Origin of the sequence: Paenibacillus selenitireducens, assembly GCF_002021565.1 — a bacterium.
GTDB classification, from domain to species: Bacteria; Bacillota; Bacilli; order Paenibacillales; family Paenibacillaceae; genus Paenibacillus_K; species Paenibacillus_K selenitireducens.
This window is the reverse complement of sequence record NZ_MSZX01000006.1, coordinates 342,912-358,554: the sequence shown is the minus strand read 5'-3', so window position 1 is coordinate 358,554 and position 15,643 is coordinate 342,912. Positions and strand designations below refer to the sequence as shown.

Below are 15,643 nucleotides of genomic sequence, written 5' to 3'. Positions count from 1 at the left end.
TTTAAAGGATGAAAGTTTTTCTAATGTTTTAATCGTTACAACATAAAAAACCAAATTTAAGATTTGGCTAGGAGGATGCACCATGAGTAGAAAAATACAATTTGATTACAGCAAAGCATCAGCATTCGTTCAACAACATGAAGTCGACTATTTGGCTGAGCCAATTCGTCTCGCTCATGAGCAATTACATAATAAAACGGGCGTAGGTTCAGATTTCTTAGGTTGGATCGACCTACCGACTGCATATGATAAAGAAGAATTTGCACGCATTAAGAAAGCGGCAGCACAAATTCAATCCGATTCCGAAGTACTTATCGTTATTGGGATCGGCGGATCTTACTTAGGTGCTCGTGCGGCAATTGAAATGTTATCGCACTCTTTCTATAACATGTTATCCAAGGATCAACGCAAAACACCGGAAATCTATTTCGCTGGGAACAACATCAGCTCGACCTATGTGAACCACTTGGTTGAATTGATCGGCGATCGTGATTTCTCTGTGAACGTGATTTCGAAATCCGGTACAACAACAGAGCCAGCGGTTGCTTTCCGTATCTTCCGTGCATTGCTTGAGAAGAAATATGGCAAAGAAGCGGCTCGCAAACGGATCTATGCAACAACAGATCAAGAAAAAGGCGCTTTGAAAAAATTGTCTAACGAAGAGGGATACGAAACATTCATTATTCCTGATGATGTGGGTGGACGTTATTCCGTATTAACACCTGTTGGATTGCTTCCGATCGCGGTTGCAGGCGTCAACATTGATGAAATGATGCAAGGTGCAGCAGACGCAGCGCAAGAATACAGCAATCCGAATGTTGCTGAGAACCAAGCTTATCAATATGCAGCTGTTCGTAATGCGCTTTACCGCAAAGGTAAAGGAATCGAAATTCTTGTGAACTACGAACCATCGCTTCACTTCGTATCCGAATGGTGGAAACAATTGTTCGGCGAGAGCGAAGGAAAAGACAGCAAAGGCATCTACCCAGCATCTGTTGACTTCTCAACAGATTTGCACTCTATGGGTCAATTCATTCAAGAAGGATCCCGCAACTTGTTCGAGACAATCATTCAAGTGGCTGAAGTTCCATCTCACATTACCATTGAGAGTGATCCGGACGATTTGGACGGCTTGAACTTCTTAACGGGCAAAACGATGGATTTCGTAAACAAAAAAGCGTTCCAAGGAACCATGTTAGCTCATTCCGATGGCGGTGTGCCTAACTTAATCGTGACGATTCCGGACATGACGCCTTATACGTTCGGTAACTTAGTGTACTTCTTTGAAAAAGCTTGCGGCATCAGCGGTTACTTGTCAGGTGTTAACCCATTTGACCAACCAGGGGTTGAAGCCTACAAAAAGAACATGTTCGCGCTTCTTGGCAAACCGGGTTATGAAGCTGAAAAAGCCGAATTGGAAGCAAGATTATCGAAATAATATGCTTGAAATAACAGCGTAGACATACAATTTACTAAGAAAGCAGTTCACCGACACAAAAACGGGAACTGCTTTCTTAGCAATCGGCAGGTGAAGATGGTTGCTGGAACGTTACAAGACGGTCCGAGAATACGGAAGCAAAGAGATCGTCATTAAGAAATCGCGATTTATTGGATATGCCAAACCGGCTTCGACAGAAGAGGAAGCGCTCCAATTTATCGATGAAATAAAGAAAAAACACTGGAATGCAACGCATAATTGTTCAGCATATATGATTGGTGAGCGCGATGAGATTCAGAAGGCTTCAGATGACGGTGAGCCTAGCGGAACCGCAGGGAAACCGATTCTGGAAGTGATCAAGAACCAAGGCCTTAAAGATATCGTCATCGTCGTGACCCGTTATTTTGGCGGTATTATGCTTGGAGCCGGTGGACTTATTCGAGCTTATACCGACGGCGCTGTTGCAGCGATTGAAGGGGCAGGTTCCATCGTCAACGTATTGCATCAAGAAGTATTCGTTGAAGTGGAATATCCATGGCTCGGAAAGTTAGAGAATGAACTTAGAAATAGAGAGACACGGATGGGAGAGACGCAATTTACGGACAAAGTCACATTGACTTGCTTGCCCGAGGTGTCCGAAAGTGACAGTTTTATCGCTTGGATCACAGATCTGACGCAAGGCCAAGCGGTCATAACGAAGGGAGATCATATTTATTACATTGATGGAGAGTAAGGAGAACTAGCGCTATGCCAAGAAAAGCAGTAGATCAGGAATTGTCGCGTGAGCGTATATTGGAAGTAGCGAGGCATTTATTTGTAACCAAGGGATATCGAGCGATCTCCATGCGTAGTATCGGTCAGCAGCTTGGGTACAGTCACGGTTCGCTGTATTATCATTTTAATGATAAGGCAGAGTTATTCTACGCGATTGCACAAGAAGACTTTCAACGGCTTGGTCGACTATTCGAGCACGTATTGAACCAATCGCCAAGCGAAGGGATGTCAAAGTTAGAGCAAGTTATGCTGGAATTTATCCAATTTGGCCTTAATCATCCACATCATTATGAAATTATGTTTATGACTCGCGACGAAGAATTGCTTGCTTACGCACATGCTGAACAAGGGCGCTGCATGGAGATGTTCTATACGATCGTGCGTCAGTCGTTAAGCGCGCATATGATGTCTGAACAGGATCGGCACAACATACCGAGAAGCTTATTTTTGGCACTGCATGGATTTGTTTCTTATTACATTCAAGATCAAGTCACCTTTGAAGAAGTGAAGCCCGCGGCAACGGCGCATGTCCGTTTCCTATGTAGAAGAGCGGTCGAAGAAGCGATACAATCGGCTTAAGAAGAGATGGGAGATACATGAATAGTTCAATATCAAGGAAGCATGGGTGTACGCAAGGATTGCGAAGCTCATGCTTTTTTGTGTTTTTCACGGATGGTTATAAAAATAGGCAAGCACACACCATAAGTAAAACGAATAGGATGCATTAGAAATTCTGATAAAGCCATTGATGAATACACATTGACGGAAAACGGTAACTTCTGGTAGAGTGGAATATAAATACCAAGTAAGTTAATAGGAATTGTCTGAGACGCTATCGGAGGAGGAATATCGCGTGAATGACATCTTGCGTCATAAAGGCTGGAGCTGGGGATTTCGCAGCACAGTGATGCTCTATTTTATCGTACTCATTGCACTACCTATTATCGGTGTCTATACGAAGTCATTCTCGCTAGGATGGAATGCGTTCATCGAGAGTGTAAGCGATCCGTTAGCTTGGAAATCCATTGTATTAACGCTGAAGCTGTCATTGATTGCAACATTGATCAATATCGTCATTGGCACGATGGTCGCCTGGGTGCTGAATCGTTATCGATTCATAGGACGAACGATCCTCAATAGCTTAGTCGATTTGCCATTTGCATTACCAACCGCTGTTGGCGGATTAATGATATTACTGCTGCTTGGACCGAATAGCTTGGTAGGGAATTGGGCAGCGGCGCTCGGGATTGAAATTGTCTTTCATGAGCCGGCGATCGTGATTGCGATGGTATTCGTGACGTTTCCTTTTATCATCCGGGCGATTCAGCCCATATTGGAAGAATTGGATAAATCGGAGGAAGAAGCAGCTTATTTGCTGGGCGCTTCGAAAGGCCTTGTTTTCTTTAAAGTGATTTTCCCTGTCATCTTGCCAGGTGTTTTGAGCGGTGCGATGCTCGCATTCTCACGCGCTCTAGCGGAGTTCGGGGCTGTCGTGTTAGTTGCGGGGAATATTCCGGGGAAAACGCTCATTGCGTCCGTGTATATCTTCGGTGAGGTGGAGAGCGATAATCCGCAGGGAGCTGCGGCTGTCTCGATTTTATTATTGACCTTATCCTTCCTGATCTTATGGCTCGTGAACCGGGTCCAAATGCGGAGGAATGCCAAATGAGAAAGCTGCTTATTCCTCTGACGTATCTTGTTTTCTTGGTACTGCTTATCGTACCTTTGATAAAAATAGCTTTCGGAGCTTGGGAAGACGGCGTGGATGGTCTTATTCATGCCATAACGCGGCCCGAAGCGGTACATGCGCTTATGATGACAGGGTTGATTGTCATCGTTGTGACTTTGTTAAATACCTTATTTGGCGTGATGTTATCCATTTATTTGGTGCGCGGGACATGGCTTGGCTCAAGGCTGAAGCAGCTCTTGAACAGCATCGTCGACTTGCCATTTTCGGTGTCTCCGGTTATCGGCGGTCTGATGATTGTGTTGATTCTCGGGCCTAGCACAACGATTGGGGCATTCTTCGAATCGATTGGCTTCAAAATCGTATATGCTTTTCCAGGGATGGTTCTAGCGACCTTATTCGTGACGTTCCCGTTAATGGTGCGAGAAGTGATGCCAGTCCTTCAAGAAATCGGCACACAGCAGGAAGAAGCGGCGTCGACGTTAGGAGCCTATGGTTGGACGACATTCTGGAAGGTGACATGGCCATTAATTCGCTGGGGCGTTATCTATGGGGTTGTGCTTACAATTGCCCGTTCTCTCGGGGAATTCGGGGCGGTGCTGGTCGTATCCGGAAATGTCATGAATAAGACTCAGACGGCGACAACGCTCGTCTATCAAGATGTTGAAAATTTCAATGTCGTATCCGCGAACGGGGTTGCCTTGATACTGGTTGCTTTTTCCGTCGCGTTGCTATTGGTTATGGAATGGTCGAAAAAGAGAAAGGGAGTGCATTGAGATGCATATCGAGGTTACGGGATTAAATAAGCATTTCGGTCAATTTCACGCGGTAAAAGATGTGAGCTTTACCATTGAAAAAGGGCATCTCATTGGGTTATTAGGTCCAAGCGGCGGCGGTAAAACATCCATTCTCCGCATGTTAGCGGGATTAGAAAGTCCGGACGCAGGCGACATCCTTTTTCACGGACGGCGTGTGAACGACCTTCCTCCCCAAGAACGCGGAATTGGCTTCGTATTTCAGAATTACGCCTTATTTAAGCATATGACGGTGTATGATAATATCGCTTTTGGCTTGAAAATCAAGAAGCAGAGCAAAGAGCAAATTCGTAATCGCGTGATGGAACTCGTGGAATTGACCGGGTTAAAAGGCTTCGAGCAACGATATCCGCATCAACTGTCCGGCGGACAACGCCAACGTGTAGCATTCGCCAGAGCATTGGCTCCAGAGCCGCAGTTATTGCTCTTAGATGAGCCCTTCGCTGCAATTGATGCGAAGATTCGCCAAGAGCTGCGGTCATGGTTGCGCGATCTGATCGAACGTGTGGGCATTACCTCGATCTTCGTCACACATGACCAGGATGAGGCGATTGAAGTCGCCGACGAAATTATGATCATCAGCCAAGGACGTGTCGAGCAAAAGGGTACGCCATGGGATATCTATAAACAACCTCAGACGCCGTTCGTTGCCAGCTTTATTGGTGAATCTTCGATTGTTGAGAACATACATGAGCTGCGAGGTTTCGAGAATGCAAGCGATTGGCTGAACACGAAGGCATTGATTCGACCTGAGTATATTGAAATCGGGCAATTGTATGAGTTCCCGATTGCATCAGCAACGGAGAAAGGCCGGATTAAGCATATTCATTTCCGCGGCAGTGAGTGGATGGTTGAAGTAGAAGTGCGCGGCAACACATTAATTACGTATCGTTCGCTTGAGAAGGAAGTCCTTCATCCTGGAGATGACATAGTTGTGCTTGTGCACCGTGCCTATCTGTTCAATGATCATGACAGCTGGATTATGGAGAATCGCATGAAGGAAGATCCGATGCCGATCCATATATAGAAATTTCTTGGCAGATTACAGAGAAAAGAGGAAATGCGATGCATCAACGAAAATACCGTACGCGTTATGCGCTGGTCATTCTTCTATTTACTTGTATCTTAAGCGTGGTTCTGACGGCATGCGGCAGCGGAGCATCGCAACAGAAAGTAGCTGGGACGAAACCAGTTGAGGTCAAAAATACATCCGTGTCCACAGGCAAAACCGACCCCGAAGTCACGCTCGTCATCGGTGCTTACAGTGTTGTGAAGGATGCGCTTCAAGATATTTTGCCTAAATTCCAAGCCTATTGGGAAGCCAAAACAGGACAGCATGTGAAGTTCCAAGAATCCTATGAAGCCTCTGGAACCCAAGCAAGAGCGATTGTGGGTGGGTTTGAAGCAGATGTTACCTTGCTCGCTATGGAAGGAGATATCGACAAACTCACGAAGGCAGGACTGATCACGCATGATTGGAAGCAAGGCCCCTCGCAAGGAATGGTAACGGACTCCGTTGTGGTTCTTGGGACACGTGAGGGAAATCCGCTTGGGATAAAAGATTGGGAAGATATCATGAAGCCAGGGGTGAAAGTGCTCTATCCCAATCCGAAAACATCGGGTGGAGCGCAATGGGATATCAATGCCATTTATGGCGCAGGGCTGAAGGCCTCTGAGGAGAAGGGCGGGAAGGATCCCGCTTATGCCAAACAGTTCTTAGCGCGTGTACACAACAATATTGAATCGCTTGATAAAAGCGGGCGTGCTTCGATGGCTGCGTTTGAATATGGTGTCGGTGATGTCATCGTTACGTATGAGAACGAATTGATAGCTCGCATCAAGAAGGGTGTCCAATACGATATTATTACACCGAAAAATACGATCCGTATCGAGAATCCGGCGGCATGGATTGATAAAAACGTCGATAAGCATGGGACCCGTGAGATTGCTGAAGCATTTATTGCGTATCTGGGCGAAGAAGAGGCGCAAAAGGCGTTCGCAGATGCAGGATTTCGCCCCGTTAACCCTGCGGTTTTGGCGCAAGTAAAGGATCAATACACGACTCCTGCCGGACTCTTCGATATCGAATATTTGGGCGGCTGGGATGAAGTGCGCAACACGTTATATTCCAAACACGGCGTGTGGTATCAGGTATTAGCTGGGCAATAATTGGCCGGTACAGACAAGTAACAGTAAATTTCGATTCGGGAAGGAAGCATTTGACGGATGTCAGATGCTTTTTTTCTTATGATGATAGAGATTATAAGTTCGCGCTCCAATGTTCGGGGTTTGAAAAAGTAGAAGGAGACTCAAAGTAGAACCAAAGAGGGCATGGGTATGGGGTGGAAAAGCGTTAGCGTTCGCCTTTGTGCTCAAGTTCCATCCATTTGTTTAATCAAATCAAGGAACTAGAGCACAACAGAGATTGGAACCCCATACCAATCCCTCCCCCATGCACCAACGTATGGGTTAGAGGGCCTGGAGCGTAGCTGCGTAAATACGCTATTCATGATACAATACTAGGAACGAATGTTCCCTGAGGGACAGATGAAAGGTGAACGTATGAGCGATTCTGTACAGATTGCCGTAAGACCGCTTGTGGAATATGTATTTCGGTCAGGAAGCATCGATTCCGGTTTTCGATCGACCAGTACGATGCTGGAAGGCACGAAGGCGCATCAGAAGATCCAGAAGCAATACGGTGAACGGGATCAGAAAGAAGTTTATTTGCAAGCGGAGATCCCTTGCGGAGATCTGATCTTTCGCATCGACGGGCGTTGTGATGGGTTACTCGTATCGGAGGATGGCCGCGTAACCATTGAGGAGATCAAATCCACGGGGATGAACTTGGAATATGTCACAGCGGACAGCTATCCGGTACACTGGGCACAAGCGAAATGTTATGCTTATATGTATGCGCGTGATCATCAACTGGCGGAGATCGACATTCAATTAACGTATGTGCACGTAGACACGGAAGAGCAGAAGCGATTCCTCCAAGCAACAACGATCGATGAGCTGGACGTTTTCGTACGCGAGGTGGTTGCACGTTATGCTCCTTATGCGCACATGCTGCACCAACACAGAACAGCGAGGAATCGAAGCATCGAAGAGCTTGCGTTCCCCTTTGAACGGTATCGGGTAGGGCAGCGGAAGCTCGCAGGTTCGGTGTATAAATCGATTGAAGAAGGCGTAAACCTCTTTGCGAAGGCACCTACAGGAATAGGCAAAACAATCTCTACGACGTATCCGGCGATCAAAGCCATGGCTGCGGGCACGCTGGAACATCTCTATTATTTGACCGCAAAGACGATCACAAGGACGGCAGCGGAAGAAGCATTGCGACTTATGGAAGCGAAGGGGCTGCAGATGCATGCCGTGACGATTACCGCCAAAGAAAAGATATGTTTTCAGGAAGAGATGCGCTGCCGCAAGGAAGATTGTGAATTTGCCGACGGGTACTATGACCGGATCAACGAAGCCATCTTGGACCTATTGTCGAACGAGACGCTAATGACACGACCTGTCATCGAACAGTATGCACGCAAACATCGGGTATGTCCGTTTGAGTTCTCTTTGGACGTGGCGTATGCCGCGGATATGGTTATTTGTGATTATAATTATATCTTCGATCCACGTGTCTCTTTAAAACGGATGTTCTCCACGTACAAACATCATACGGCGTTATTGATCGATGAAGCGCATAACCTGGTAGACCGCGCGCGCGAAATGTTCTCCAGCAGCTTGAATAAAGCTGATTTCCTCGCACTTCAGCGGGAGTTCAAAGGGATTCATAAGGATATTCACCAAGCGGCAAAAGAGGTCAACAGCTATTTCATCGCGCTCAAAAAAAGAATGACTGCAAAGCATGTGATTGAGCCACAGCTCCCCGAGGAATTGGTTGCGTTCATCGAGAACTTTGTGTTTCATGCTGAGAGATATCTGGTTACCGCTGCAGACGAGCCGGCTGTGTCGAAATTATTGGACACGTATTTCGCAGCGCAAAATTTCTTGAGAACCGCGAAGCTGTATGATGAGCGGTATGTGACCTTTTCGGAAATCGACCGAGAGGGCGTAACGCTGAAGCTCTTCTGTCTGGACCCATCCCATCTGCTGCAGGAAATGGGCAAAGGGTATCGGTCCCATATCTATTTCTCCGCGACGTTGACGCCGATGGGATTTTATCGAGACATGCTTGGCGCGGATGCAGAGGATTACACGTTGACATTAGGATCTCCCTTTGCAAGGGAGCAATTGGATGTCTATATCCAACCGCTGTCTACGCGGTATCATGATCGGGAGCATACCAAGCATGACATGGTCCTGGCGTTGCATGAATTAGTACGGACGCGGCCAGGCAATTATCTGTTCTTTTTTCCTTCGTATGCCTACATGAATCTGATCTACGAAGATTTCGTGTTGTGTAATCCGCAGGTTACGACCTTGTTGCAGCGTTCGGATCTATCTGAAGAGGAGCGCGAGAATTTCTTGGCGGCTTTTGACGCGAATAACGAAGAGACCCTGATCGGTTTTGCAGTCATGGGCGGCATTTTTTCGGAAGGAATAGATCTGGTAGGGGATCGCCTGACGGGCGTCGTCGTTGTCGGGGTAGGGTTACCCCAATTAGGCGTTGAACGGGATATTATCCGGGATTATTTTAATGCGGCGGGCAAAAGAGGGTACGACTATGCCTACGTCTTTCCAGGTATGAATAAGGTGCTGCAAGCAGGCGGACGATTGATTCGTACCGAGACGGATCGAGGTGTTCTTGTGCTTATCGATGATCGATATCTAACGCCTTATTATCAGCGGTTGATGCCAGACGAGTGGCAGGACTATACCGTCATTCACCCAGGCGAGAGTCTGGATTGAAGAATAGCTTCTGCTGCAGACATCGATTTCTTTTGGTAATTTCAATATTGTAAGATTGGATTAATAAAAGTGTAAGGTTATGGAAAGGGTCGCCCGCTATAATAGGCAATATGAACTTCCTAGTGCAGACACGAATTCATAAGGAATGAGGTTATTGCATGGGAAAAACGGAACTAATTGCGAATGAATCGGTCAAAAAAAGATTTGCGTGGTTTACGAACCCGTTTAAGCGTTTAGCCCCCCTTTCCCCAGGCTGGAAAGGAGCAACGCTTACGCTCTCCGTCATCGCTTGCTGGATTTATTTGGTGCAAGGGTATTATCTCATCGGGATGCGGGGCACAGGCGATTATTTCATTGGAACGATATTGTTCCTGCTGGCAGTTGTCCTCATCACCGGCGTTATTGCCGGGCTGCTTCACTTCACGAAGCGGATGCCTTCGCGTTATGTCTGGCTGGCGCTTGCATCTTTCTGTCTGCTGTGCATCGGCTTCATCGGTCCGGTGCAGCTGATGTTGATAGTAACTTTGTCGATGATCGTTGCATTTTCCTTGCTTGGCGCACTCCTATACCGCTGGATCACGGGTGCATACCGCGAGGCAAAGACGATATCAAAAGTTATGACAGGGGTTGTCGCGGCAGTTACGGCAGGCTTCATCGTTATCGGCGGGTATTGGCTGCTCCATAATGGAAGTACGGATTTAGTTAAGCTTTATAGGCTGCAAGCGATGAAACCAGCGAACCGCTACGCGACGACGATGGCGAACCCGTCAGAGCAAGGATCATTTCGGGTCAAAACATTAACGTACGGCAGCGCCAACAGTTATCGAAAGGAATTTAATGCGGCTGGATCGCTCGAAACGAAACAAGTGGATGGATCCGCTTTTGTAGAGAAATGGTCTTCAAGCCGCACGAATACGTTTGGCTTCGGGCCCGATGCAATGCCGCTCAACGGGTCCGTCTGGTACCCTGATGGTGGAGGGCCATTTCCGTTAGTCATGGTCGTACATGGCAACCATCTTGCGACGGATTATTCAGATCCGGGCTACGAATACCTTGGCAATCTGCTGGCAAGCCGCGGGTATATTGTCGTATCGATCGATGAAAATTTCCTTAATACATCGCCGTATGACGACTTGTTGGTGCTGAATGTGCTGGAGAAGGAGAATTCGGCGCGAGGCTGGTTGATGCTGGAGCATCTAAAGGTATGGGATGGATGGAACAGAACGAAGGGCAATCCGTTCTACGGCAAAGCGGACATGAGCCGGATTGCACTGATCGGCCACTCCCGCGGCGGTGAAGCGGTAACGGTGGCTGCAGCATACAATAAGCTGGCGGCTTCCCCGGAGAACGGGAATATCAAGTTCGACTATAATTTCGGTATCCGTTCCGTCCTATCGATTGCAGGTACAGACGGTCAATACAAGCCTGCAGGACAACCGACGGTATTGAAGGATTTGAACTATTTAGCCATTCAGGGCGCGCATGATATGGATGTCACCTCTTTCGATGGAGCGAGCCAATACAATCGGATCAGCTTTACAGATGGCAGTGATTATTTGAAAGCGTCGGTCTACATATACGGTGCGAATCATGGGCAATTCAATACGGTATGGGGGCGAACAGACGGTGTGGGACTTGGAAATAAGCTGTTTAATACGGCCCAATTAATGCCGCAGGAGGAGCAGCTGCAAGCCGCTAAGGTGCTCATTTCGTCTTTCCTAGATGCAACCTTGAGTGGGAAAAGCGAATACCGCGAAATATTCCAGGACCTTGGCTACGCCCGAGAGTGGCTGCCAGACACGATGTACATCAGCAATTATTTAGATTCGCAGACGACGGTCGTCAGCAGTTACGACGAGGATATCGATCTGAGCACAACCACTTTGCCTGGAGGACGGTTGTTCGGGGAGCAGCTGAAGGAGTGGAAGGAAGAGAAGGTCAAGATGAAATTTGCATCTGAACAATACAGCGCCGTTCGCCTTGGATGGGATCGCGCAACAGCTTCGGGGGTTCCCGCTTATACGGTTGTTCTGCCCGATCGCGGGCTTGACATAAGACCAAGCAGCTCCATTGTCTTTGCCATGGCTGACCGGGATGACAAGAAAGGAGCTTCCAGCTCGGATGTTCTCGTTGATATGACCGTGCAGGCCGAAGATAGGAACGGTAATGCAGCGGCTGTACCGCTCAGCACAGTAGCCAACTTACTGCCGATGTTCGAAGGTAACATTGTCAAATGGCCGTTTACTTCTGCTTTACCAGCGAAGGAGCCGGTATTCCAGAACTTCGCATTTGCGCTTGCCGACTTCAAGAAGGCCAACCCAGAATTTCAACCGGAGCAGTTAATGAAGATCAACTTCGTGTTCGATCGGACGGAGAAAGGAACCGTGTTAATCCGAGACATCGGCATTCGTAACGCAACGGAGTGAAAATCCGCTCTCTCGTTGTAGCAGTTCATATCTAGAAGAGCTTCTGTTCCAGGTGGAAGAAATAAGGTAAGATGGATGTATAATACAATGTTGAAAAAGAGAGAGGCGAACGACTCATGGCAATTGCTGAACTAACCGTCATCCCAATAGGGACCGGATCGACAAGCTTGAGCAGCTATGTTGCAGATATGCAGCGAGCGATTGCGCAAATTGAAGGGATCACTTACGAAATGACGGCGATGGGGACGATTATTGAAGGGCCCATGGATCAATTATTTGACGCGATTCGCTGCTTGCATGAAAGTCCGTTTCAGACGGGCGCAGGACGCGTATCTACCGTGATTAAGATTGATGATCGGCGGGATAAGGAGAGTTCGGTCGTACAGAAATTGGAATCTGTTCGAAATAAATTAAATTTCTAAACATTCGATTTCTATGCTAAACCTCACAGTGAAAAACTATATATCGTAGTAAAATTCGTAAATATCAACTATATCTTGTGTGAATAGATGTTTACGATCCGAATTAGAGTGCATTCCCTCTTCGACTTCGTAGAGTGGAATGCTTTTTTTATGCGCTGAGAAAGGGTGAAGGAATGTGAAGTCACTTGAAATGGAACGGTTACGGTTGGAATCGATTTTTGAGGAGGAAAATAGCGATATTTTACAGGAAAATGCGAATGTGGATGGGCGTTCGCCGATGGGTCAAATGGCCAAGCTCGCTTCGGAGAGCAGCAAGTGGTACATGAAGCATCACATCTTATCCGATGAGGCACGCCACATGGTAGACGAGAACCTGCTCTATATACATGATGCGGATTTCCTGGCCGTGGGGACGACCACATGCTGCCAGATCCCGCTGGGACAATTGCTTCAATCCGGATTTAACACAGGGCACGGCTACATGCGATCCCCGCAGGATATTAAGAGCGCGATGGCGTTATCCTCTATTATCTTGCAATCCAACCAGAATATGCAGCATGGGGGACAAGCCTACCCGATGTTCGATTATGATCTTGCGCCTTACATAGTACGAACCTTTGAACGGAATTTAACACGGATTCAGAGTTATCCGACGACATTTACGAAAGAACAATGCGAGGAGCAAGCGTGGATAGAGACGGAACGGGATACGTACCAAGCTTGCGAAGCTTTCGTGCACAATGCGAACAGCATGCATTCCCGCGGCGGCGGTCAAGTTCCTTTTATCTCGGTGAACTATGGCACGGATACCTCGCGGGAAGGCAGAATGCTCACGCGAAATTTATTACTAGCAACACAATCGGGATTGGGTCACGGGGAGACGCCGATTTTCCCGATTCAAGTGTTCAAGGTGAAAGAAGGCGTGAATCTGAATGAAGGCGATCCGAACTATGATCTGTATCAATTGGCACTGGAGACGACGAGTGAACGATTGTTCCCGAACTTTAGCTTTCTTGATGCGCCGTTCAATGCGCAATATTGGGATGGACGACCTGAGAGTGAAGTGGCCTACATGGGCTGCCGTACACGTGTCATGGGAAATATCCATGGGGAAGAGACCAGTATCGGTCGAGGCAATCTTTCCTTCTCCACGATAAACTTGGTACGCCTTGCGCTGCTGAGCACAAGCATGGACGATTTCTGGAGACGATTAGATGAACTCGTCCAAGTCGGCGTACGACAGCTGCATGATCGCTATCTGCTTCAGTGCCAGAAGAAAGCTGCCAACTTCCGGTTCTTATATGAACAAGGGGTATGGCGCGGCGGTGAGGAGCTGAATCGCGAAGATACGCTTGAAAGCATCTTGAAACAGGGCACATTAAGTCTCGGTTTTATTGGGATGGCAGAGGCGCTCGTGGCCCTTCGCGGACGACATCATGGGGAGTGCGAGGAATCCAGAAAAATAGGGCTGGAGATTGCTGAGCGGATGCGCAGAGCCATGGATGAAGCGATAACGACCTATCAGCTGAATTATTCGTTATTAGCGACGCCTGCGGAAGGCCTGTCCGGCAAATTCGTGGGAGCCGATCGAGAGCGCTTTGGACGGTTGCCTGGGATTACTGATCGGGAATACTACACGAACAGCTTCCATGTTCCGGTATATTACAAACTGAAGGCCGTGGACAAAATCCGCATTGAGGCTCCGTTCCACAACTTATGTAATGCAGGGCATATCACGTATGTGGAGTGCGATGGGACATTGCGCCATAATGTGGCGGCCATCGATGCGCTTGTGCGCACGATGTTTCGGGAAGGCATTGGATACGGTTCGATTAATCACCCTGTCGATCGATGCAAAAATTGCGGGCATTCCGGCGTCATTCATGAAGCTTGTCCTTCATGCGGAACAGATCAAGAGATTCATATTGAACGGATTCGTCGGATTACAGGGTATTTAGTCGGTGAATTATCGCGTTGGAATTCGGGGAAACGCGCCGAAGAACGGGATCGGGTGAAGCATTCATGAGGATCATGAACATCCTTCATGATTCCGTGGTCGATGGGATCGGATTGCGGACGGTTGTGTTCTTCGCAGGCTGTCCGCATCACTGCCGAGGTTGCCATAATCCGCAGAGCTGGAACATGGAAAATGGAACAGAATTGTCCTTAGCGGAAGTCGTGGAGGAAATTGCGAGCAACCCGATTACGAATGTGACCTTTTCCGGGGGAGAACCCTTCGCACAGGCCGAAGAGGCGCATCTTCTAGCTATACAGATCCGGAAATTAGGCAAATCGATTTGGATGTATACCGGCTATACCGTAGAACAGCTGCTAGCGGAAGGAACCGAAGCGCAGCTCGCGCTTCTGGAACAATGTGAAATGCTTGTGGATGGGCCTTTTCAGCTCGCGGAGCGTGATCTGACCATCCCGTTCCGAGGGAGCCGGAACCAAAGGCTCCTGTCTAGGGAGGATATCCTTCGAATCCGCGTTGAGCTTGAGGAGAAGCAGGGGATTTTGGTCTAGCCCAGCCATATCAGGATCGGTATAAACAAAAGGGAGCATATGACACCGGCTAACCCCATAGCAAGGCCGGCTAACGTACCTTGAAGTTCGTCATCTTGGAAGCTTTTTGCCGTCCCAAACCCATGGGCTGCTGTACCCATCGCAATACCGATGGCAATGACATCGCGGATGCCTAGCTTTCGTAATAAGGTTGTCCCGCCGATTGCTCCGATCAATCCCGTGATAACGGTGAATAGAGCGGTAATGTTCGGGTCACCGCCAAGGGCATGGGACAGTTCAATGGCAATGGGAGAACTGACGGATTTCGGCATCACGCTTCGTATTAATGCCTGCGTTCCGCCCATGAGCGCCATAAGACCTGCAGCGCTAACGATGCCCGTAATGGAACCTAGGGTTACGGCAATCAGGATCGCCTTTAGATGTTGATGGATGAGAACACGATGTTTATAGATGGGAACCCCCAAGGCAATCGTCGCAGGACCTAGAACCAGCTTAAGGATATCCCCGCCGATTTCATAGGATGCAATAGGGATGCGAAATAGGAACAGCACGAGAATCACAAGGATTGAACTCGTTAGAATGGGATGGATGAACCGTATCGTCCGATGTAATCGAATCGCGATCACATAGGCCAGCACCGTAAGGGTTATACCGAGCAGCGGATGTTCTATGATCTCATTCATAGG

General features: G+C 47.9%; 13 protein-coding genes. 12 read left to right on the top strand and 1 reads right to left on the bottom strand.

The features are described from left to right. Positions 1-82: 82 nt before the first annotated feature. The 12 genes from BVG16_RS17415 (at position 83) to nrdG (ending at position 14,957) form a co-directional block, all read left to right on the top strand. Positions 83-1,438 carry a glucose-6-phosphate isomerase gene (locus tag BVG16_RS17415; RefSeq protein WP_078500007.1) on the top strand — a complete coding sequence of 452 codons (1,356 nt, stop codon included), beginning with the start codon at positions 83-85 and terminating at the stop codon, positions 1,436-1,438. A 100-nt stretch (positions 1,439-1,538) separates the two neighbouring features. Next, positions 1,539-2,171, top strand: a complete 633-nt coding sequence (locus BVG16_RS17410; protein WP_078500006.1) for a YigZ family protein — start codon at positions 1,539-1,541, stop codon at positions 2,169-2,171. 14 nt (positions 2,172-2,185) lie between these two features. Next, complete coding sequence (locus tag BVG16_RS17405) at positions 2,186-2,791, top strand: TetR/AcrR family transcriptional regulator (RefSeq protein ID WP_078500005.1); 606 nt, start codon at positions 2,186-2,188, stop codon at positions 2,789-2,791. Between the two features lie 274 nt (positions 2,792-3,065). Further along, complete coding sequence (gene cysT / locus BVG16_RS17400) at positions 3,066-3,881, top strand: sulfate ABC transporter permease subunit CysT (RefSeq protein ID WP_078500004.1); 816 nt, start codon at positions 3,066-3,068, stop codon at positions 3,879-3,881. Continuing rightward, positions 3,878-4,675, top strand: a complete 798-nt coding sequence (locus BVG16_RS17395) for a sulfate ABC transporter permease subunit (protein WP_078500002.1) — start codon at positions 3,878-3,880, stop codon at positions 4,673-4,675. The genes cysT and BVG16_RS17395 overlap by 4 nt, the downstream gene beginning before the upstream one ends. A 1-nt stretch (position 4,676) precedes the next feature. Then, entirely contained in the window at positions 4,677-5,741 is a 1,065-nt protein-coding gene (locus BVG16_RS17390) for a sulfate/molybdate ABC transporter ATP-binding protein (RefSeq protein ID WP_078500000.1), read from the top strand. A 38-nt stretch (positions 5,742-5,779) separates the two neighbouring features. After that, positions 5,780-6,883 carry a sulfate ABC transporter substrate-binding protein gene (locus BVG16_RS17385; RefSeq protein WP_078499998.1) on the top strand — a complete coding sequence of 368 codons (1,104 nt, stop codon included), beginning with the start codon at positions 5,780-5,782 and terminating at the stop codon, positions 6,881-6,883. A 393-nt stretch (positions 6,884-7,276) separates the two neighbouring features. Further along, positions 7,277-9,586, top strand: coding sequence for a helicase C-terminal domain-containing protein (locus BVG16_RS17380; protein WP_078500154.1), 2,310 nt, complete (start codon positions 7,277-7,279; stop codon positions 9,584-9,586). Between the two features lie 158 nt (positions 9,587-9,744). Continuing rightward, on the top strand, positions 9,745-12,012 hold the full coding sequence (locus BVG16_RS17375) for an alpha/beta hydrolase (RefSeq protein WP_078499996.1): 2,268 nt from the start codon (positions 9,745-9,747) through the stop codon (positions 12,010-12,012). A gap of 116 nt (positions 12,013-12,128) precedes the next feature. Further along, positions 12,129-12,434 (top strand): MTH1187 family thiamine-binding protein, encoded by a 306-nt coding sequence (locus BVG16_RS17370; protein ID WP_078499995.1) that lies wholly within the window; start codon positions 12,129-12,131, stop codon positions 12,432-12,434. A 190-nt stretch (positions 12,435-12,624) separates the two neighbouring features. Next, positions 12,625-14,460, top strand: coding sequence for an anaerobic ribonucleoside triphosphate reductase (locus BVG16_RS17365; protein ID WP_078500152.1), 1,836 nt, complete (start codon positions 12,625-12,627; stop codon positions 14,458-14,460). After that, positions 14,457-14,957 carry an anaerobic ribonucleoside-triphosphate reductase activating protein gene (gene nrdG / locus BVG16_RS17360; RefSeq protein ID WP_078499993.1) on the top strand — a complete coding sequence of 167 codons (501 nt, stop codon included), beginning with the start codon at positions 14,457-14,459 and terminating at the stop codon, positions 14,955-14,957. The genes BVG16_RS17365 and nrdG overlap by 4 nt, the downstream gene beginning before the upstream one ends. Here the strand turns inward: nrdG and BVG16_RS17355 are convergent. Next, positions 14,954-15,640: an LrgB family protein gene (locus tag BVG16_RS17355; protein ID WP_078499991.1), complete on the bottom strand. Its 687-nt coding sequence runs from the start codon at positions 15,638-15,640 to the stop codon at positions 14,954-14,956. The two genes, nrdG and BVG16_RS17355, sit on opposite strands and share 4 nt — an antisense overlap. Positions 15,641-15,643 lie beyond the last annotated feature (3 nt).